Here is a 20,010-nt window from a genome sequence, read left to right on the forward strand (position 1 = left end):
GTGAAAATTAAACTAATTAGACCAAAACCTTCCAAAAGGAACGTAACGGAAGGTTATTTGTCATGCGCTTTTTTAGTATATCATGTATGATTTTATTTTTTTATTGAAAAATGTTGACAAACTATTAGCTGGTTTTGTTTAAGTACATTTGAAACCAACAGTTATCCAAAGTGATTATGAAACCACCAAACAATAAGAATCATACTAACTATTCCCCAAGCTGTGGTACTCACTATCCACCAAATTATGGATTTAGCTTTTTTTGAACTTTCCTCGTCTTCCATATTTGCTGTTATAAAAGCGAGCTTACTTTCCATACCTTTTTTCATAGAAGTGAGAACAACAAATCCGATTATTATGAAACCAATAGTTATCCAGAGTAATAAGTCCACCTTTTATAACTCCCTTTTTTGTGAATTATTTTTCTTTCAATCTTCTTTATTCAATTATCCTCCCTAATAAAGAGCGACCTTCGTTATTGAAGCATCGCACCCTTTACTTTAGGTACAATGTTTCACAATCTTCCTTTCGATAAAATTCCCACCATTGAAGACTCACCAGCAACTCATCGCTTTATGTACAACAATTGACTTTTTTTCTTTCAACATACATCAGCCGGGCGACGTACAATAAAAACGTACTCTCGTCCTGGACGGTCAGGAGCTTCTCTTACATCTTCCACGGATAGTCCTACATCTTTAAGAGATTGGATAATTTCCTTAAGACTCCTAAACCGCAACGTGGAGTCGGACGTGATAATTTCACCATCGTTCTTGAAAATATAGGTCCATCTAAAAGAAACCAAGGAGTCTTGAACATCAATAACATCTACCCATCCCTCGACAATACCGCATTTGGGTACATCGACCCTTTGGTATGTGTTCTCCCTGTTCCATTCTAGCCACGCCTGTGACTCAGGCTTCCGTGTCTCAAACACCAATACTCCACCTGGACGTAATACACTACGAATTGCAAGAAGTGTCTCTTTCCACTCTTCATCTCTCAGAAAAACCTGGGCAACATTAGCAGTCATCGTTACAAGGTCAACCTGCAATGGTGGAAGGTCAAGTGCAGTACCGTGAATCCATTTAACACAATCAGACGAATGTTTTGTTTTAGCCACATTTAATGACGCTTCTGCTGGCTCTAGTCCAATAACCTCTATACCTTTGGATGCTAGACGACAAGCAAAAGTTCCTGTTCCACAACCAATGTCGAGTACAGAACTTACCCCAAACTCATTAACCATAGACTCGTAAGCATCTAAATCAAAACGGTCAGGATCAAATGGGTCGTATATATAAGCCAATCTTGGGTTCTCAAATATTTCATCAGCCATCAAACTTAACCCCTATTCAATTTATTAAATAATTTCCCTCTTCTTCAAGTAACCTGCTCCGTTACTTCAATAAGAAAGAGCGACCATCGTTATTGAAGCATCGCACCCGTTAACGGAACTAAAACAGGCTTTGAAAAAGCGAAATGATTATAACTAATGCCGATAAAGTTCCCGCAGACAGTAAGATTATCATTTTTCGCCAATTTATCTCTTTTGAAGGTTTTACAGCTTCTCGGGAAACCGCAATCCATATTACAAAGGAAACTATGGCTACTATGGCAATGACACCTTTAGACATATTTAACACCCCTTGATTTATACTTTGTTTAAATCTTAACACGTATTATTAGTTAAATGCCCTTTAGTACAATCATTTTAACCAATTAATAACACAATAACTAAAACTATAATTTTAAATTTCTGAGTTTAATAACAAAAGAAACAGAACATCAATTGATAATCTTATTCAACTCTTCTGCCCGTTAGTACAATAATTTAAACAAAAAGATGCATTGATCGTTCTTGGATCAACGCACCCGATAGTTTAAGAATAATTTTTCACAAACTATTAGCCAGCTTAGTTCTATCCAATTTTAGTTAAAATATAGCTTTAATAGTTCTTGTAATGGTAAATGATTTGATTTATTCACCTCAACAAAATATTTTAATTGCCACTTTTGTGTTTCGATAGCCTGTTTGCTAGTTGGTTTTTCCCATCTAGGGTAAACTCTAATTGCCATTTTTCCTTTTGTAGTCGCTGTTTTAAGGATATTTTGTTTTACAAGAACTTCTTTTGGAAAAACGAATTGTCCAAAATTATTTTCACTAGTAAAGGTATTGATAACCAATAAATCAGTAGCCTTTTCATATGAAAAGGCTTGGTTTTTATGATTCCTATCTTTTTCCCAAAAAGCAACAAACTGTCCTATCTTAGTAGGTGTTTTCTTTGCGACTCTAAATCTAACCGATTTCGAATTTAGCTGAAATATACCCGCCCCATAATCTGAATTTTGAACTTCTTCTCGGATAGCTTTTATAATGAAGTGATTTGGCTCATAAAAAATTTTATTTACATATGTTAACGCCTTATAAAATTCATTCACTACTTTTACCCCTTATTTTTTATACTACTAGATCCAATATCTCTCAAATCAAGATTATCCTAACTTTAACACAATGCCCAAATAAAGTAATTGAACTATCCTGCCCTTTACCTCAATAAAAATAGCCATACTACCTTCTTGAAGTATGGCTACCTTTTAGTTGAAGAAGAAGGAACAATATTATTTTAAAAAATATCATAAAAATTTAATGTATATATTTTTAAAGCGTGTTACATTTCGTAATGTAACAAACAAATATAAATGAAGAAAGGGAGGGAGAAACTATGAAATTTTATGTCGAAAGAATTCCAAACTATCGCATTGCTTATGTGCGTCGAGTTGGTCCGTATGGTTCTGCAAATATGGAAGTAATGGAGAGGTTAAAAAAGTGGGCTAAGGAAAGAAATCTTTTTAAATCTGCAATCATATTTGCAATACCGCAAGATAACCCCGAGACAACACTTCCTGAAAATTGTAGATTTGATGCTTGTATAGTGATCTCACAGGATTATCAAACGGATGATTCGATTTGTGAAAGGGAACTTTCTGGTGGAAAATACCTTATTTTCAAGGTCAAACACACAGCAGAAGATATTCAAAAAGCATATGCTGAAATTTTTCCTACTTTACAAAATAACGGGTATCAAATTGATAACAAACCTATTATGGAAAGGTACACTTATGAAATGGTTAACAACCATTATTGCGAAATATGTGTACCTGTAATTACTTTATAGATTGCTTGTTTAATACTGTATCTTTTGCTAAAAACCAAATAAAAGGAGGGGAACAAGTAGCTTATCAGTAGAATAACTTCTTGTTCTTCTTTCATTAACCTGCCCCGGTAGTTCAATAAATTCAACAAAAAGGTGCGTAATCCTTCTTGGATTAACGCACCCGTTAATGCAATAAGCACAAAGAAAAAAGAGTTACTTTTTCTTATCAAGGCGTGAATGTCTTTTATCAGCCGCACTTGCTATAAATAAGGAAGCTATAAACCATATAATACCACCAACAATCCACGTAGCCCAATTACCAATATGGAACAAAAGTGATATCAAGAATAACAATGTTCCACTAACTAATAATAAAGTTAAGCCAATTGCAAATGCCACCTTTTCAGGTAATTCTTTAATTTTATCCAACATTTATTCTCCCATCTAAATAATCTAAAAGGCAAAGTAATTTTTATATACTCATTATTTTTATACTAGAACTATTATGGGATTCTTATTTAATAATCCTGCCCCTTTAGTTTAATAACTTCAACAAAAAAGTGCATTAATCCTTCTTGGATCAACGCACCCGTTAGTGTAAGTACATCTTTTCACAAACTCTACTCCCAATAACAAACCTGCAACTTGTTACCATCAAAATCATATAAGTCAAAAAATTTATTCATACCGTCATTTTGTAGTTCGCTAACAATTACACTTTTTTCTTTTAAAATCTCATAAGTATTCTCAATATTTTTAGAGAAAAAGATGGGATAAACTTGACTATGCGAAGATTTCACATTACCTTCTTCTAAAGTCAAGGGTACTTCACTATTTCCAATAGAAAAGAAATACAAACGACTACTACTATTCCTTAATTCCATTGCCAATTCTTTATGAAACTGGAACTGGTGATCAAAATTTCCTCTTAGGCAAGAAATCACTACGTCAGGTTTAATTGAACGTATAAGTTGCCTCATCTTGTCGATATGTTGAACTTCCAATTGGAACTGCTTACCATCGGAAAGACTCGTCAATGAAGAAGAATATGTTCCATATATGTCAAATTCATCTTTAAATTCATCAATTAAAGCTCTTCCTACAAGACCGCTTGCCCCAAGTATAAGGACCTTTTCCATTGTAATTCCCCCTTTAGCTAATCACTTTTTATCATAAACAGACAATAACTAGGAAAAATATAATATCTAAAGTTATTTTACAAGCACTCATCCACAAAAATGTTTATCTTACTCTTGTTTAAACATTTTTTATGTTCCTTTTAGTTTTCCTATTTTAAAGTTTATTAGATTAAGCATAAAGATTTCCTTTTTAACTAAACTGAAATTTCGTTTAATAACTTCAACAAAAATAAGCGATAATCCTTCTTGCTCTATCGCTACCGTTACTTGAGTGTGATAAATGTGAGTAAAAGTGATGTTTTATACAGAATCCGTTATTAGCTCTCAGTATAATGGGAATGTAAGTGATTACAAAATTAGGAGAGTGGTTTTAATGTTCCGTTTAGAGTTCGTTAATTGTTTTACCCAGGAGGTACTGCGAAACGCTGAATATGAGGACAAAGACAAGGAATATGTAAATGAGATGTTAGGTACACTTAGAAGTGCTAAGGAAGATATAATCATATTTGATAATGCTATGAATCCTTCTACTGCACGTTATTTAACACATTTAGTAGTTCGTGAAAATGAAGTAAAGACTTATAGGGTGTTATTCAAGGTTAAGCAGTCTAATAAGGTAGTGCGATGATGATGATAGCAAGGGTTGTCCAACCTTACATATAATTTAGACAGCAGACGGCAACCAGGCTTATACCAGTCCACCCTTTTATCACCTTCTAGGGCTAAAAATGAGTTCTTTTCCTATAGTGGTTAATGGGATGTCCCTCTATTATTAATCCTTCTTTGTGTCCTTCCTAGTGGGCTATAGTGTTACCTTAATAATGTTCCTAGGCTATTCCTTACGTGTCCTTCTATTCCTTTGTTATCGTCAGATTTACAACGTTGGGAATTAATTAGGATTTTTGTTACTGTGTACTATATTATTCATTAGCATTGCATTAGATGGTAGAAAAGCGAGAAAATAATATAAATAAGCCTGAACCAGATTGTCGGTTCAGGCTATATTGGTACTCTTGTTTAGTATTTAATCAAATGGATAAACTAATATATCATTATATAATCGCTAATTACCACCAATAAAACTTAAGCGAGCATATGAATGCTAAACAGCAATTTTGTAATATTTATAACACTTATGCTCTCAAATAAATTGCAATTCAAGTTTAAATCATCAATAAAGTGGCATTGAGTATTCATAAGCATAAAATGAAAATATTATTTCCCCATCCACTTATTAATATATTCCCAAAAGACATCATTGTAGAGGAAAGTTATTATCCAACTAAAGGTAAATGATCCTGCACCTACAAGGGTTACTTGATTTGTAAAGCTAGCAAAGATATGTAGATATGTAATAGCTACCAAAAAAGTTAGCCCTAACAAATTCATATAGTATTTAAACTTATTCAGATCCATAATTGTAAACACCTTTTTTATTTTAGATACTATAATTATTTCCCTTTTCAAACCATATATACTGTTTATTTTTCAGCCCTTATTATAGTTAGAATTTTTCTGTTAATCATCATATTCCTTTAATTAACGCTACAGGACTTCCTTTACCTAAATCTTTTTATCACGGCGTAATATGTTCTAATTCCTTTTAAGTATGAGGCAATATGTACGTCTTTGGATAAGCTTTTTGGAACCACTGGCCTAGCCAGTGATATTCGTTTCACAATAAAAAACACGCAACTATTAAAGTTGCATGTTCGTGTCAAGGATTATCCTATTAAAGAATAAAAGAAACTACTTCCCCAATTAATTGTTTTGTATTTCCAAAAATCTACTCCAAATAGTTTTTTATTAAAATCACCCAATTATTATGATTTATCTAACTCAGCTCTTTCGTATAGTGCCACAAGTATGGGTCTTTATCAATTTTAACCTCTATTTCAAAAGGAAAGCCCACATGAAGTTGAGCAATAAGTACAATTCTATCTTCATACAATATTGCTTCGGGAAACAATTCTCCAATCATTTGAACACGTTCATTTGGTGTTAGTTCATATTCCATTGATTCCGCTACCTCTAAATATTGATATAGCAGTTCATAATTCCATTCCTGTTTTTCAAGTGCTTCAAGCTTTGATCTTTGTTGATAATATAATTTTTTCTGATTCTCTAATTGGCTTTTTATTTCTTTCTCCTTAACTGCTAATTTTTCTTTTGAAAATTGATTATTTAAATAAAGGTCTAAAAGTCTGTCTAGTTTTTCTTCCATTTGAGATATCACTTTTTGGCTTTTCTTAAGTTGAGACTTTAAATTTGAGATTTCTTCTTCATCAATGTCAATACTAATGTATTTCTTAGCCATCTCCTCACTCATTAGAATTTCTTTTACCGCATGGATTATATTATTATCGATTCTAATAGTATTTATTGTTATATCACATACCGATCTATCTTTTAACCTTAACTTTCTCCCATGCTTTAAGTAATATTTTGGAGTTGTTTTAGTTCCGTGGTTCGCAACATTGATTTTCCGGTTACACATCCCGCATTTAATATACGTTTTTCTTAACATATGTATATTTTCATTCTGCCTTTGATCAGCTTTAAATACCTTTCTTCGCTTAGCTCTTTCTTTCTGAATTTTCTCCCATGTTTCCTCTGACCTTAGCTTTGGATAGATATCGGGTATAGAAATCGTTTCACCATTAGAAAAATTCTTTTCCATGACACCATGAAATGCTTTTGATATAAGTCTTCTCTGTACCAATGTTTCATTCCAGTAATTCCCTGATGGGGTCTTAGATATTTCATTCAATTTGTCAGCAATAGCCTTCATCCCTAAGTTTTCCTCAAGGTACATCTTATCAATAGCTGGTATCACCCAAGCCCATTCTTCATCAATTTCATATTCTTTATTACCATGATTAAATGAATAACCAAGTGGAGGAATTCCCCAACCTTTACCATCTCTCATTCGTTGACGTTTTCCCCTCATCATTCTTCTAACAATTGCTCTCTTTTCTCTCCTTGCAATTAAGTTTTTGATATCAGAAATAAATTCATCATCTTCATTTTCTAAATCAACCATATTCCCAGGTTCTGCAATTTTCACTTTATTATCTCGTAAGATTGATTTTAGATATTCCCATTCTGCAACATCTAATCTTGAGAGTCTGTCCTGATCCACCACCAAAACTATATCAGTTTTTCCATCCTCAACATCATTCAGTAGTTGGTCCATTCCCTTCTTCTCTAATTTCCCCCCACTTTCAATGTCTCTATATGTTGCTACAATATTCCAACCTTGGTCTTCAGCATATTTAGTCAACTCTTCTTTCTGTGCAGATAGAGAGTATTTTGTTTCTTGTAGCTTTGTTGAGACGCGGATATATATAATTACTCTCAAAATTACTTTCATTATTTCACTCAACTTCAAACCTCCTCTTTACATTATTTTTATCCATTATTACAGTTTTCAATATTTGCTAAACCCTCTACTTTATTCAGGTTAATGTTGATAGGGATTACATTCTACTTATTTTTTTATTGTTATACGTAGTTTAGTTTATCTCCAATAGCATTCCTACGAGGTACATTTTATCAATAGCTGGTAAAACCCAGGCTAAGCCTTCATCAATTTCATACATTTTTAGCATCATGAATAAATGTATAAACACATAGGGGGCTTTCCCCACCCCCATGCATTGATGTAACCCTTCCAAAATTCTTCTCGAAATCAATTCTTTCTGAATTTCTACAATAAGATTCTTGATGTATTCTTCAATTCCTGATCTTCTTCAGAAAAATCTGTAATGCCAGAATTAGGTGATGCAATTTTCGACTGACTATCACGTAAAATTGCATTCAAGTACTCTCATCCAACTGGATTCAATATTGATAGGTAGACCTTATTGTTAAAACCACAACAACTGTTCCTTTCTCAACTTGATTTAATAGGTTATTAAACCCTTTTTAAACTAATTTAGAAACATTGACAACATCCTTAAACTCTCAGATTTTTAACCAGCTTTGATTTGATACATATTTTCGAAGCTCTTCTATTTCACCTTGTAGTGAATGTCTTTCCTCTTTATCATTAGAAATTCAGTAAAGTATAACGCTGTTTCTCTTTTTTTAATCTTTCTTGATAACAATAGCAATCTATAAACATGTTATTCCTGCATTTATGAATGCTAGTCCATAAGTTATTCTTTCTCAAAATGTTCTAAAATTTCCTCGTAAAGAGGGGAAATAGGTTTCTTTTTCTCCCCCCATAATCTCAAAAAGGAAAGAGCAATTTCTGGTTTCGTATAAGATAACTGAGCTAATTTTATTGGAATTGCTTGCCGTTTTCGTAAAGTATCTTGGCAAATTGGCAGTTGGTGCTTGTCCATAACATCACTCCTGTTAGATTGTTAATTAGAATCAATCATTAGCGGTAAACGAAAAAGCACCTGGAACAAATAAGATTCAATAAATTAGAATTAATCTAATCTATAATCTTTTTTGCCCCAGGTGCTTCCTGCGTAGCATTTATTATTAAATTGTTTACTTCAAATTTAAATCGCTAAATTGATTGAAAGTTACTTTGAATAAATTTAAATTATCACAATAAAAAAATAAATACAAGTACAAAGTTAGACAAAATAAACTTTTTTTCGCAAAAGTTTTAGCCATCCTACTATTTTATATAATTTCACTAATAAACTGTGCGTTTTGTTATTTAAATGAACTAAGTCAGGATATCTTGATTTTTTTCCGAATTTCGTACTGAAGATCTTTGTTTGTTCATAATTCAAAAGTCAGTGCGCCTTCCGCTATAAAATAGGGAGGATTAACAAGATGAATTTTTAGAACAGGTTTTTTGTTGAATATTAATAGCATAGGTTCTTCATCATATTTATTTCCACAAGGGTAAATCCCTTTTGATTCTTCAGATTCATTTAAATCTTCCTTTCTATATTCCGTTTAATAGCTGAAACATTGGAACCATGATTGCTCCGTACATTAGCATGATGATGATTCCAATGATTGCAAAAAGAATAGGTTGTACGATTGCTAATAATCTTGTCACTTTTTCCTCGACTTTTTCCATAACATATTGGCTATAGTGCTGGAGCTCGCTCGCTAAATTTCCGTTTGATTGACCATGTAAAATGATCATCGCTAAATCTGCCTCGTAATATTCTCGTACTCTCAGGATTTCGTCGAAACGGTTACCCGCTCGCAATAACATTTTCATTTCCTTTGCTTCTTCTCGAAAAAACGGCGAGTGAAGCTGCTGTTCAAACATTGTTAAGGCTTGAAAAATTGATAACCCGCCTTTTAACAAGTTACTGAGCTGAACAGAAAAGAAATGGGAATTAAACATAATCATTACCTTTTTCAATATGGGAATTTTTAAAAGTAGCTTCATTTTTTCAACGGGGGTTCGCTGTTGAAAATGAAGAAAATAGTACGCGAGGCCAATTAATAATAGTAAACCGATTATGAGGAGCATATATCGATTTAATTCTGGGAGCCTTAATAAAAACTTAGAAATCAACGTTTGTTCATAACTCATGGAGGTAAATAAACTTTCAAATTGAGGTAATAGGATTTTTTCAATCATCGTAAACATAAAACCAACAAATAACAAAAGAGCTAAGGGATAGCGAATGAGTTTCTTTCCTTTTTCGAGTTGGTTGAGCTTTTTTTGTAGCATTGCACTTCCTTCGAGAAGAGCAAATGAGATATCACCATGTTGCTCGGCAAAATAGATATATCCTAAGATATCTTTATGAAAACCAACTTTGCTAAAGGCTGTGTATAAAGAATCACCTTGTTTACAACTTTCAATAATCGCTTCAATGTCTTGACTATGCTTTTTTGGAAGCTGAAAGAGCAAGAATTGTGAAGCCTGTTCAAAAGAATAACCCTGGTCAAGCAAGTCCCCGATTCTACTTAGGTATAAGGATTGCTCCTTTATAGTCCAATTCTTATTTCTTTTCCATGTCATCATTGACGACCCATCTTTCCAACGCATCCGGATATAAGTATCCAAGGGCAATCCCTTTTTTGATGACATCCTTTAATTTTTCATAGCGATATTCAGCTTTGTCACCCCTTGCTTCCTTCATCACTTCTGTTAAGGCATGACCATTTAATAGCTCGTACACCCCTACTCTTCTTACCTTTCGATACTTCTTACAAAGCGGTGTACATTTTCCTTCACAATACGAACATTTGAGGTCAACAAGCCGTTGAGCTGCAATTGCGATTAATGTTTGTTCAATTTCCTGCAAGGATACATCAAATTCTAAAAGCCGATAAATCGCACCCTTTGTGTCTCGAGTATGCATTGTTGAAAGCACCAAATGACCGGTGAGTGCTGCACGTACCGCAATTTTCGCGGTTTCTGTATCCCTTATTTCGCCCACCATAATAATATCAGGGTCATGGCGCAAAATTGCCTTCAAACCATGTGCATAAGTGATACCTGCTTTTTCATTCACCTGAACCTGTAGTACATCTTCGCTTCTTTTTTCAATTGGGTCTTCTAATGTAATAATATTACGGTTGAAAAGCTTCTTCGTTGCGTGAAGTAAGGAATAGAGGGTAGTAGACTTACCTGAGCCTGTTGGACCAGTGAATATGATAAGTCCGTGTGAATGCTTTAAAAGTGATAGCAATTTAGTTGTCATATTTGGAAAAAGCGATAGATTAGCAAGAGAATAAGTTGGTGTTTCAGGTAGGATACGTATGACTAGACTTTCGTTGTAAGGTGTGGGCAGTGTAGACAATCGAAGGTTAATGGTTATCCCTTTGAGATTCAGGGTAATCGCACCGTTTTGCGGTCTTCTCCTTTCTCCAATATCCATTCCAGCTAGGAATTTATAATGGGAAATCAAGCGTTCGCAAACATCCTTTGGGATCGTTTGCTTATTAAACAAATCACTATCGAGCCGGTATTGAATCATGGCATCATTGATTTTAGGAACAAAATGAATATCAGATGCACTCATTGACCAAGCGTCCTCGATCAATTGATCACCGAGCTGTTCGATTTCGCTCAAATAATTCACTCCTTTTTAATTTATTTTTTCTCTTGCAGGTATCATATTTCAACAAAAATCTACAAACTCCTTCTTTTTTTAAAAAATTATTTGTGAACAATAATTGAACAATAAAAAATACAACCCCTGCCATTAGGGTTGCATTTTTCAAAAGCGATTAAGATTTTTATCTATCATTAGGAGGAATCAATACATTATATGTAGGTGGCATGAAAAGTATGCTAATCATGTTGCAAAAATCATTATTGTTTTGTGAACTTTTACCTACAAGTGATATAAATCACTTATTGATGGTATTTACCTGTACTATAATGAGAGTAACATTATGGGTCACAAGGAGTGATGACGGTGGAACAAACACTGAAAATAACGAACGTTTTAGCAGATCCAACACGTTATTATATTTATCAATATATTATTCAACAAAATGAAGATGTCACTGTGCTAGAAATTGCCGAAGAATTTGAAATTCATCCCAATGTAGCGAGACTTCATTTAACGAAGCTTGAAGATGTAAATATGCTTGTTTCTGAAGCTAAAAAAACTGGAAAGGGTGGCAGACCAAGTCGTCTATATCGACTTTCAAACGATCATATTCAAATTAATTTTCCGTTTCGCGATTATCAGTTGCTTTCAAAAATTGCAATTGAAACGATGGCGACACTTGGTGATGTAGGTAAAAAAGCACTTGAACTAACAGGTAGACGATTTGGTGAAGAATTAGTTAATCATCAAATTCCTGTTTCTATTCATGAACTTACCTTTGATCAAAAGCTAGATATATTAAAAAAGGCATCTACGGTTGCGGGTTTTTATCCAGATTTAGACCATAATAAGGATAAGACAAAAATCTTTTTAAAGATCAACAATTGTCCTTTTAAAGAAATTGCACAAGAAAATTTTGAAGCAGTTTGTGGGATGCATCATGCCTTTTTAAGAGGTATGTTTGATTTACTATTTGACGATGTGGTGCTAGAAGAGTCAGAAAACATCATTCTTGGATGTGATTCTTGCAGTTATCACGCATTTGTCGCAAAGTAATGTTTACTTTTATGTAACCGTTACATTATAATAATAAAAGTGAGTGTCTATCATTTACAAGGGAGGGAAATATACATATGGAACGTATGTACCGAGTTTTAGGTTTTTGGACAGGTATCTTTTCTGTAATGTTCTACATTGGTGGTATGGATATTCTAGCACTAATTTTCTTTGCACAAACCGGATTTTTCGTCCTTTTAAGCTATTTAAAGTTGTCTGAAAGAATGTATATTTACGTGTTTGGTGCATATTTAACTGTTTTCTTCTGTGCCTTCTCTTACTACACCACATTTATGATGCCAATGGGTGGAGGTCACTAAAAAAAGCGATGGAAACATCGCTTTTTTATTTACTTTGGAATATAGAATCCCAATTTAGTTTTACATTTTTTTGCTGGATTAGGACATGAAAAGCAGCACTCATTCCACCATCCATAATAAGAGAACGGATCGCACGATTTTGTTTACTTTTTTCTGAAAAAGGATTGGAATCAAAATTCTCCTGTAAAAATGTCAGAATCCCTGCTTCTATTAGAAACCCATCTTGTCTCCATTTCTTCACAAACTCAAGTCCAAGCTTTGTACCATTTGAAATAAGTGTATCAAAATGAATATGTGTAGTAAGGTCCATATCACCTGGATTTTCAAGCGGATTGTTGATTAAATGATGGTTGTAATAGCCACGAAGGCTTCCCTTCCTTCTTGCAGGTTCCATCCATTCCTCTTTTGTATATCCGTAATCTACGGTAAAAACAACAGCATTTCCAAGAAAGCTATTTAACTCCTCAAGATAAGAAAGCATTTGAAGTGGAACCTCAAATCTTTGTCCATTAGCGAGCTCTATCTTATTAATGTTTAAATAGTGTATAACACGCTCATCAGTAAGCGGCTCAAGAATTTCGCAAAGCTGTTCGTTCCTAGTCAGCGTGATTTTCACTTCAAGTATATTTTCTTTTTGTTTCTCGATCACCCTTACTGGAAATGCATCAAACAATTCATTCGAAAAAAGAATTCCATGAAATACTGGAAAAATCTTTTTAGCCTCTTCAATACTTCGACACTGAATTACCTTTTCACCGATCGGGAGTAGCTCTTGCTGCAAGCGCTGATGATATGGACTGGTTTCAATCATGATATATGTGATTTTCTCATATGTGTCTTTGTAGGAGTTCTTTAATTCGTCCAGAACTGATTTTGCAAATCTCCCATTTCCTCCACCAATTTCACAGATTAACGGAGAAATTTTTTCAAGCGTAATAAGTTTATGAAAAATGGATGCAAAAAGCTTGCCGAAGACATTGGAGATATTGCTGGTTGTGATGAAATCTCCTTTTTTCCCTACCTTTTCTATGTCTCTCATGTAATAGCCTTTTTCTTCGTGATAAAGGACGGTATTCATGTACTGTTCATATGTAATTCCGTTGTTTGGAGATGATTGAATAATCTCTTTTAGTATACGTTGCATATGGCTCACCTTTTGCTAGTATTCACCATTGACACAGTGTTTATAATATTATATTGTAAGTTTAGTAGCTTACAATATCCCTCCCATTATACGGATATATAAGTTTTGGCGTATGCCAAATTTTTTAAACAGCATTAGGAAGATATTCTTAGTGCTAAAACATCCCCAAGAAAAGGTCTGACTCTTCCTGAGTTAGGCCTTTTCTGATGTAATCAAGCATTAAAATCCATTAAGGAAAGGATTTGAATCCATTTCGGCTTCGATGGTTGTTTCTGGGCCGTGTCCAGATAGGACGATTGTTTCTTCTGGTAATGTGAGTAGTTTTTTATGAATGCTATCTAGTAATTGCTCATGGTTCCCACCAGATAGATCTGTTCTACCGATGCTTCCTTGGAACAGGGCATCTCCTGAAAAAACAACTCCAAGCTCCTTACAATAGTATGATACACTTCCTGGAGAGTGTCCCGGTGTGTAAAAAAGGTTAAGTGAAAAATCACCAACAGAAAATTCACCTTCTTTCTGAAGTATGGTTGGATCTACTTTTGACAGGATTTCTTGCCCAGGAATAAAATATGCGGAACCATTTAATGCAGGATCCTTCAGCCAATTTTTCTCTTTCTCATGGATAAACACGGGAACATTCCATTGGGCGAGAACTTCATCTATGGCACCAATATGATCAAAATGAGCATGTGTTAAAAGAATAGCAATTGGTGTTAACCCCTGCTGTCTTAATATAATATTTAACTTTTGACCATCTCCACCTGGATCAAGAACGACACATTCCTTATTCGAATTTGCAAGTATGTATGCATTTGTTTGTAAGGGTCCTAGCGGAATCCTTTGCCATTTCATCAGTATCACTCCGTTACTTTAATCTACTATTTATTTTACACTAACAGACGAAATCGAAAAAGCGCTTTACCAATTGGTATTGAGCTATTTCTAAAAAAGATAATTGTCTTGAAAGTGTCACTTTTTCGTCCTCGACAAAACCGAATAAAACGATTAGAATATAAATTGAATCTATCTATTTCAATACATAAAGGGTTTTACGCCTTTTGATGCAACATTTTGCCTTATGGTGATGTTGTAAATTTTCATGCTATGGGGAAAATAGTAATGAATATTTAAAAGTAAAGGCGCGCTTTTAAATGAAACATTGATTATAGCAAGGGGGTAAGTCACATGGGTCTAATGATTATCTTTTCATTAATCGTAATTTTATCTGTATTCGGTATTATTCGTTCTTTACGCGATAAAAACCTTTTAGCCTTAGCATTTTCAACAGGAATCTTTTTAGTATTAGGCTGGTTCACAATCATGACAATCTGGAAAAATGGATTCCCAGTAGCTCACTAATATGAAAAGCTTTAAAGCCATCGATCCGATGGCTTTTTTAATTCGGTTTAAAATAGTACGAGATCCTCTACAGTTTTTGTCTTTAGATCAATCATTTTTTCGAATTGGAATCCATATAAACATAAGAAGCCATTAGGAGAAAAATTTAGTGGTTGATCGTCTATTTTTTCAAGGATAACCTCTTCCTTCCCTGTGCTCATATCATAGGAAACAAACTCGAATTTTTCTCCATACGTATCAAATGCACCCGTAGAATACGGCTTAAACGAATAAAATTTCTTTTGCCCAGCAACATAATCTGCCGATGGGATGTACCACTTTGAATAGTCACTTAAAAGTGGCATTTTATATTCATGCAGCTGTTTATTTTTTTCAGGATCGTAAAAGCCAACCTTCGCAATTGAATCCTCGCCTAGAATTAATTCATACGTTACTAGTAAATCCTTATAGGAAACAAAAGAAATGATGTTCTCAAATAAAAGTCCTTCTGTTTTAGTATCTAAATGATACGAATAAAGTGGTGCAAAGAAATCAAGCTCATTTTGATCCCATTTTAAATATGAAATTGTGTTTGAATTAATCCATTGAATAAACGGTTGGAATACTTCATATTTTGTTGACTTCTGAGTATGGACATCAAGCAGATGAGTTTGAAATGACCAGTCTTCTAAAAACGAAGTCACAAATACCTGATTTGTATTATACGGATTCCAGCTATAAAACAAATCAAAGGAATTCACTTCCCACTCGTATTGTACAGTGCCTGTTTTGTCGACAGCGGTTAACTTCACTTGATTTTGAGAGTCTGATGTATGTAATAGAAACATAGAGTGGTCTTCATTTGCCTTCATGGTCAACACAGGAGCTGAGGTTTTCAGGAACAACTCCTTTTCACCTGTAAACAGATGGTACCTGTAAATTTTAGAAGTTCCGTTTTCATCAGTCACATAAAGAATGCTTTCATCATCGTACCAATCGCCCACAATATTAAAATCTTCCCCTTGAAGGTCAAGTGGGTGTAATTGCTGGACCTCACCCAAAAATTCAGTTGGCACAGGGCCCTTTGATACATTCTTATTACTACTTTTTGGCGCATCACTTATATCTAACGGTTGATGAGAACTACAGCCAGCCAGTAGAAAAAGAAACATGAAAAAGTATATCCATTTTCTCACCAACTCGATATTCACCTCTTTATAAAAATAAAATTCACTGCCCAATCATACAACAGTGAGTCTTTTACTTACTATTGTTTCCCTTAATAGATAATACGATTATGCATGGTAAAAAGTTTCAAAGCAAGAAAAAAAGCCGAAGAAATCACGGCTTTTTCATACAAAGCTTTTACATATACAACGAAGCCAAAAAGGCTCCAAGAGTTTCCTGATAAATTTCTTCAAATTGAGAAAGCGGCAATGGATTTACCCCTTCTCCTAATTCAAACGTAAACCCTGGGCGTCGCCATTCTTGAATAAACCAATCTTTGAAGCCTGCATGGCTATCAACAAACCTGACTGGCTCATATCCCGTAACCCCGGAAAATTCCTTAACCAATGTTTCTGATTCAAGTGGCTCAAGGTCTTCATATCCCCAATAAATAACCTCTCCTTGTGTATGGAAGGCTAATACACGTGAAAAATTGGAGGACCTTGTTAATTTTTCAATCGCAATGACCTCAGGCTCAGTTAACGGAGCATCTCCGGGAAAGTCTCGTGGTGCAGGTGCCTTAGGTTCTTTCCGTTTCTTTTCAATTTCCCAGTTGGCCGGAAATTGGTTATTCAAGTCGACACCTCGAATATTCGCTTTCCAGTCTTTAAAATCAAGACTTCCATTGTTAATTTTGACAACTTCCTGTTTATATGGTTCCTGTTCAGGAGGCCCATGAAGGACTAAATCGACTCCATCTGGATTTACCATTGGGACAATCGATAGAAATGCTTCTAAATAGAGCGGCTCAACATAAAACCCACGAATTGGCGCCATATTGGTTAGTGCAAGCAAATACTCATTTAAAAAGGTCATAATCACATTCGTAGTTATCCATTCATTCGCATGAAAAGATCCGTTCCAATGAACTCTTTTTGTGCCTCTACCCAATCGTAACTCAAGTAGTTCTTTTCCTAATACACTTTTTCCAATCGAACGTGTTTGAAGAAACGGATAAATCGATTGTAATTCATGAATATCCTTCATCATGTCTTCAAAATCATAGCTTCGTTCTCCATTAACGACCGGCTTCACGACTCTCTCCGGAATTTGAATCGTTTTACCGACTTGTAGATTTTCTGCTTCAATCCCTGGATTGATTAAAAATAAGGCATCAGCCATAAGTGAACGCGATTTTGCTAACTTCCATAATGTATCACCAGAAACAACTGTATGTTGTTTTATAATAAAACCTGGTATATTCACGATTGCTCCAACCTGCATTTGGTTACTATTTATATGTAAATTGGAGTCAATGAGTAAATGTGTAGGGATTGCAAACAATTGACTATAATACCAAAGCGTGTCACCTGGTCGGACTTTTACCTTCACCAAAAAACCTCCTTGTTCCTTTCTCCTATAAGTTTATGAGGATAGGGATGTACTTCATGTCATAGGAAAAGCCTTGACCCTTATTAGGCCAAGGCTTCGATTTTTTATTCTGCAAAATCATTTGGTACTGGCTCACGATAGGACGTTCCATTATAAAAGCGGAGAAGGTCCCCATACACAATTTCATCAGAGTAATCCAATTCAAATCCTGCTTTTTCCATGAATGGCTCACAGAGGCTGATATCAGTCTCCTCACCCGTTGCTTTGTCAAAACAGGCATTTTTCGTAAATACAACGTTTTCCGTAATGAAGCTACCGTCTCGAAAAACAACAAACGGGAATTTTTCTTTTGAAAATAAATCACTCCCGAAATGGACATCGTTTTGTATATCCATACCTAGAAGACTCAAGATTGTAGGTTTTAAATCAATCTGTCCAGCTACAGTAGAAATCATTTCTGGATTTTTATCTGTCACACCAGGGATGTGAATGATTAAAGGTACCTTTTGTAATTGGATTGAATCAAATGGTGTAATTTCTTCTTTACCTAAAAACTGTGCCATTGCTTTATTATGGTTTTCCGAAATTCCATAATGATCCCCGTATAGGACAAAGATTGTATTTTCATACATGCCCTCTTCTTTTAGTCTCTCGAAAAAGTTTTTTATGGCCTCATCCATATAGCGAACAGTTGGGAAGTAACGGTTCAAAGTTCTTGAATTTGAATCAAATTCATTTACCATTCGATCCTCTTCTTCAAGTTCAAATGGGAAATGGTTTGTTAATGTAATAAATTTCGAATAATAAGGCTGTGGCTGAGATTTTATAAGGTCTATGGACTGATCAAAGAATTCTTTATCCTTTAAGCCCCAGCCGATTGAGTTTTCTTCTGTTACATCATAGCTTTCAACATCAAAGAATTTGTCATATCCTAAAGAATCATACATGATCTCCCGGTTCCAAAAGGTTTTATTATTCGCATGGAACACCGATGAAAAATAACCATAGTCCTTAATAAATTCAGGTGTTGCTGTATATTCATTGGTAGCATGTGTAAAGAATACAGCACCACGTCCAAGTGGATACAATGAATTTTCTAATAAAAACTCAGAATCTGATGTTTTTCCTTGACCTGTTTGATGATAAAAATTGTCAAAGTAATAACTTTCATTTATTAGATCATTCAAGAATGGAGTAATTTCTTCCCCATCAATGGTTTCATTAATGACAAAGTTTTGAAGGGATTCCATTGAAATAACAACAACATTTTTACCTTGAGCAATACCAAATTTTTCGCTTGGGTCCTTTTGGTTTGCTTTTAGGTAGTTTTCAATATCGATAAATGAACTGCTATCAGCTAAAGCCCGTTGTGCGGAAGACTTCGATTGAAGGACGATATCATAAATTTGATAGTTGTATGTTCCAATGTTCTTTACTAACATTTCACGGTCAAATGTTCTTGTTAATAACTGCGGTCGCTGCGCTTCAGCTAATCCAAGATTAAAAAAGAACACGGCAACAACTAAGATAAAATAGGATCTTCTTTCCTTCTTCGTAATTTCTTCAACTAAAGTAAAGCTTGGTTTATATTTGTTAATGAGAATCAGGATAACCACATCGATGAACAATAGTGGGTCTGTAAACTTCAAATTCCCTGTAATACTTGTTCCTAAATCCCCCATATTACTTGTTTGGAAGAGAACTGGAAGTGTTAAAAAGTCGTTGAAGAACCTGTAAAATACAACATTGGCAAATAATACAAACGAAGATATAAAACTAGCAAATATAATAAATTTATTTCGATGTTTTTTCTTAATAAAAAAGGAAATACCAAAGAACAGCAATAAGAAACTTAATGGATTAATGAGTAAAATAAACTCTTGCATCAAGTTTTCTATTTTAATATCAAAGCTAGTTTTATAGATGATATATGTTTTTATCCAAAGCATGAAAGCAGCTAAAAAGATGAATTTTGATTTGGATAATGTTGATGATCTAATCATCAAAATACCTCCCTGTTTTCTAGACGCAGAGAAATTAATAACAATGTCTTTAAATTCCATTTTTAGGTATTTTCAAAAAATCTAATCATAATCTTAATATGTTTTTCACTAAAAATCAATCATCAAAACAACCTAATTTTATAGAATATTATTAATGTACATTATGTATATACTTATAAGACGATTAGTTGACTAGAAAGTTTCATAGTAATTAAAAGTAATAATCTTTTAAATTTTCTAACACAAATGTAAAAAAAGAGATTTCATTGTGAAATCTCTTTTTTCTAGTACTTTT

21 protein-coding genes are annotated in these 20,010 nt (G+C 34.1%); 5 read left to right on the top strand and 16 right to left on the bottom strand.

The window, feature by feature from the left end; genetic code table 11:
• Window positions 1-161: 161 nt before the first annotated feature.
• The 4 genes from V7097_RS25550 to V7097_RS25565 form a co-directional block, all read right to left on the bottom strand.
• Entirely contained in the window at window positions 162-392 is a 231-nt protein-coding gene (locus tag V7097_RS25550) for a hypothetical protein (protein ID WP_335706454.1), read from the bottom strand.
• 209 nt (window positions 393-601) lie between these two features.
• On the bottom strand, window positions 602-1,339 hold the full coding sequence (locus V7097_RS25555) for a class I SAM-dependent methyltransferase (protein ID WP_335706455.1): 738 nt from the start codon (window positions 1,337-1,339) through the stop codon (window positions 602-604).
• 118 nt (window positions 1,340-1,457) lie between these two features.
• Window positions 1,458-1,637, bottom strand: coding sequence for a hypothetical protein (locus tag V7097_RS25560; RefSeq protein WP_335706456.1), 180 nt, complete (start codon window positions 1,635-1,637; stop codon window positions 1,458-1,460).
• A 295-nt stretch (window positions 1,638-1,932) separates the two neighbouring features.
• A complete protein-coding gene (locus tag V7097_RS25565) occupies window positions 1,933-2,442 on the bottom strand; it encodes a MepB family protein (protein ID WP_335706457.1) in 510 nt (169 codons plus the stop codon).
• A 284-nt stretch (window positions 2,443-2,726) separates the two neighbouring features.
• Here V7097_RS25565 and V7097_RS25570 point away from each other — a divergent pair, with 284 nt between their 5' ends.
• The gene (locus V7097_RS25570) at window positions 2,727-3,179 is read left to right on the top strand and encodes an AraC family transcriptional regulator (protein ID WP_335706458.1); all 453 of its coding nucleotides are present in this window, start codon (window positions 2,727-2,729) and stop codon (window positions 3,177-3,179) included.
• A 192-nt stretch (window positions 3,180-3,371) separates the two neighbouring features.
• Here V7097_RS25570 and V7097_RS25575 read toward each other — a convergent pair whose 3' ends face one another.
• Entirely contained in the window at window positions 3,372-3,587 is a 216-nt protein-coding gene (locus V7097_RS25575; protein WP_335706459.1) for a hypothetical protein, read from the bottom strand.
• A gap of 191 nt (window positions 3,588-3,778) precedes the next feature.
• Window positions 3,779-4,297 (bottom strand): NAD-dependent epimerase/dehydratase family protein, encoded by a 519-nt coding sequence (locus tag V7097_RS25580; protein ID WP_335706460.1) that lies wholly within the window; start codon window positions 4,295-4,297, stop codon window positions 3,779-3,781.
• A gap of 373 nt (window positions 4,298-4,670) precedes the next feature.
• Between V7097_RS25580 and V7097_RS25585 the strand changes: the two genes are divergently transcribed.
• A complete protein-coding gene (locus tag V7097_RS25585) occupies window positions 4,671-4,925 on the top strand; it encodes a hypothetical protein (protein ID WP_335706461.1) in 255 nt (84 codons plus the stop codon).
• A gap of 587 nt (window positions 4,926-5,512) precedes the next feature.
• Here the strand turns inward: V7097_RS25585 and V7097_RS25590 are convergent.
• The 5 genes from V7097_RS25590 to comGA form a co-directional block, all read right to left on the bottom strand.
• Window positions 5,513-5,713: a hypothetical protein gene (locus tag V7097_RS25590; RefSeq protein ID WP_335706462.1), complete on the bottom strand. Its 201-nt coding sequence runs from the start codon at window positions 5,711-5,713 to the stop codon at window positions 5,513-5,515.
• A gap of 418 nt (window positions 5,714-6,131) precedes the next feature.
• A complete protein-coding gene (locus V7097_RS25595; protein ID WP_335706463.1) occupies window positions 6,132-7,682 on the bottom strand; it encodes a recombinase family protein in 1,551 nt (516 codons plus the stop codon).
• Between the two features lie 775 nt (window positions 7,683-8,457).
• Window positions 8,458-8,646 carry a hypothetical protein gene (locus V7097_RS25600; protein WP_335706464.1) on the bottom strand — a complete coding sequence of 63 codons (189 nt, stop codon included), beginning with the start codon at window positions 8,644-8,646 and terminating at the stop codon, window positions 8,458-8,460.
• Between the two features lie 563 nt (window positions 8,647-9,209).
• Window positions 9,210-10,253, bottom strand: coding sequence for a competence type IV pilus assembly protein ComGB (gene comGB, locus V7097_RS25605; protein ID WP_335706465.1), 1,044 nt, complete (start codon window positions 10,251-10,253; stop codon window positions 9,210-9,212).
• Window positions 10,231-11,307 carry a competence type IV pilus ATPase ComGA gene (gene comGA, locus V7097_RS25610; RefSeq protein WP_335706466.1) on the bottom strand — a complete coding sequence of 359 codons (1,077 nt, stop codon included), beginning with the start codon at window positions 11,305-11,307 and terminating at the stop codon, window positions 10,231-10,233. Before comGA ends, comGB begins: the two co-directional genes overlap by 23 nt.
• A gap of 348 nt (window positions 11,308-11,655) precedes the next feature.
• Between comGA and V7097_RS25615 the strand changes: the two genes are divergently transcribed.
• Window positions 11,656-12,348: a helix-turn-helix transcriptional regulator gene (locus tag V7097_RS25615; RefSeq protein WP_335706467.1), complete on the top strand. Its 693-nt coding sequence runs from the start codon at window positions 11,656-11,658 to the stop codon at window positions 12,346-12,348.
• 77 nt (window positions 12,349-12,425) lie between these two features.
• A complete protein-coding gene (locus V7097_RS25620; RefSeq protein WP_335706468.1) occupies window positions 12,426-12,668 on the top strand; it encodes a DUF2626 domain-containing protein in 243 nt (80 codons plus the stop codon).
• Between the two features lie 25 nt (window positions 12,669-12,693).
• On the opposite strand, the gene V7097_RS25625 is transcribed toward V7097_RS25620, so the two are convergent.
• Entirely contained in the window at window positions 12,694-13,812 is a 1,119-nt protein-coding gene (locus V7097_RS25625) for a class I SAM-dependent methyltransferase (RefSeq protein WP_335706469.1), read from the bottom strand.
• Window positions 13,813-14,031: 219 nt separating this feature from the next.
• Window positions 14,032-14,667 (bottom strand): MBL fold metallo-hydrolase, encoded by a 636-nt coding sequence (locus tag V7097_RS25630; RefSeq protein ID WP_335706470.1) that lies wholly within the window; start codon window positions 14,665-14,667, stop codon window positions 14,032-14,034.
• A 333-nt stretch (window positions 14,668-15,000) separates the two neighbouring features.
• On the opposite strand from V7097_RS25630, the gene V7097_RS25635 reads away from it, so the two are divergent.
• Window positions 15,001-15,174 carry a DUF2759 domain-containing protein gene (locus tag V7097_RS25635; RefSeq protein WP_335706471.1) on the top strand — a complete coding sequence of 58 codons (174 nt, stop codon included), beginning with the start codon at window positions 15,001-15,003 and terminating at the stop codon, window positions 15,172-15,174.
• Between the two features lie 47 nt (window positions 15,175-15,221).
• Here V7097_RS25635 and V7097_RS25640 read toward each other — a convergent pair whose 3' ends face one another.
• The 3 genes from V7097_RS25640 to V7097_RS25650 all read right to left on the bottom strand — a co-directional run bounded on the left by V7097_RS25640 (window position 15,222) and on the right by V7097_RS25650 (window position 19,715).
• On the bottom strand, window positions 15,222-16,349 hold the full coding sequence (locus tag V7097_RS25640; RefSeq protein ID WP_335706472.1) for a hypothetical protein: 1,128 nt from the start codon (window positions 16,347-16,349) through the stop codon (window positions 15,222-15,224).
• 169 nt (window positions 16,350-16,518) lie between these two features.
• Window positions 16,519-17,712: a M14 family metallopeptidase gene (locus V7097_RS25645; protein ID WP_335706473.1), complete on the bottom strand. Its 1,194-nt coding sequence runs from the start codon at window positions 17,710-17,712 to the stop codon at window positions 16,519-16,521.
• Between the two features lie 104 nt (window positions 17,713-17,816).
• Complete coding sequence (locus V7097_RS25650) at window positions 17,817-19,715, bottom strand: LTA synthase family protein (protein WP_335706474.1); 1,899 nt, start codon at window positions 19,713-19,715, stop codon at window positions 17,817-17,819.
• Between the last annotated feature and the right edge of the window lie 295 nt (window positions 19,716-20,010).

This window comes from Bacillus sp. JJ1562, from assembly GCF_036962705.1.
In the GTDB taxonomy this organism is placed as follows: Bacteria; Bacillota; Bacilli; order Bacillales; family Bacillaceae_L; genus Ferdinandcohnia.

Excerpts from the sequence above, each read along its gene's own strand:
- V7097_RS25555 (WP_335706455.1), bottom strand. The coding sequence starts at position 1,339 with ATGGCTGATGAAATATTTGAGAACCCAAGATTGGCTTATATATACGAC.
- V7097_RS25560 (WP_335706456.1), bottom strand. The coding sequence starts at position 1,637 with ATGTCTAAAGGTGTCATTGCCATAGTAGCCATAGTTTCCTTTGTAATA.
- V7097_RS25570 (WP_335706458.1), top strand. The coding sequence starts at position 2,727 with ATGAAATTTTATGTCGAAAGAATTCCAAACTATCGCATTGCTTATGTG.
- V7097_RS25580 (WP_335706460.1), bottom strand. The coding sequence starts at position 4,297 with ATGGAAAAGGTCCTTATACTTGGGGCAAGCGGTCTTGTAGGAAGAGCT.
- V7097_RS25585 (WP_335706461.1), top strand. The coding sequence starts at position 4,671 with ATGTTCCGTTTAGAGTTCGTTAATTGTTTTACCCAGGAGGTACTGCGA.
- V7097_RS25590 (WP_335706462.1), bottom strand. The coding sequence starts at position 5,713 with ATGGATCTGAATAAGTTTAAATACTATATGAATTTGTTAGGGCTAACT.
- V7097_RS25600 (WP_335706464.1), bottom strand. The coding sequence starts at position 8,646 with ATGGACAAGCACCAACTGCCAATTTGCCAAGATACTTTACGAAAACGG.
- comGB (WP_335706465.1), bottom strand. The coding sequence starts at position 10,253 with ATGATGACATGGAAAAGAAATAAGAATTGGACTATAAAGGAGCAATCC.
- V7097_RS25620 (WP_335706468.1), top strand. The coding sequence starts at position 12,426 with ATGGAACGTATGTACCGAGTTTTAGGTTTTTGGACAGGTATCTTTTCT.
- V7097_RS25625 (WP_335706469.1), bottom strand. The coding sequence starts at position 13,812 with ATGCAACGTATACTAAAAGAGATTATTCAATCATCTCCAAACAACGGA.
- V7097_RS25630 (WP_335706470.1), bottom strand. The coding sequence starts at position 14,667 with ATGAAATGGCAAAGGATTCCGCTAGGACCCTTACAAACAAATGCATAC.
- V7097_RS25635 (WP_335706471.1), top strand. The coding sequence starts at position 15,001 with ATGGGTCTAATGATTATCTTTTCATTAATCGTAATTTTATCTGTATTC.
- V7097_RS25650 (WP_335706474.1), bottom strand. The coding sequence starts at position 19,715 with ATGATTAGATCATCAACATTATCCAAATCAAAATTCATCTTTTTAGCT.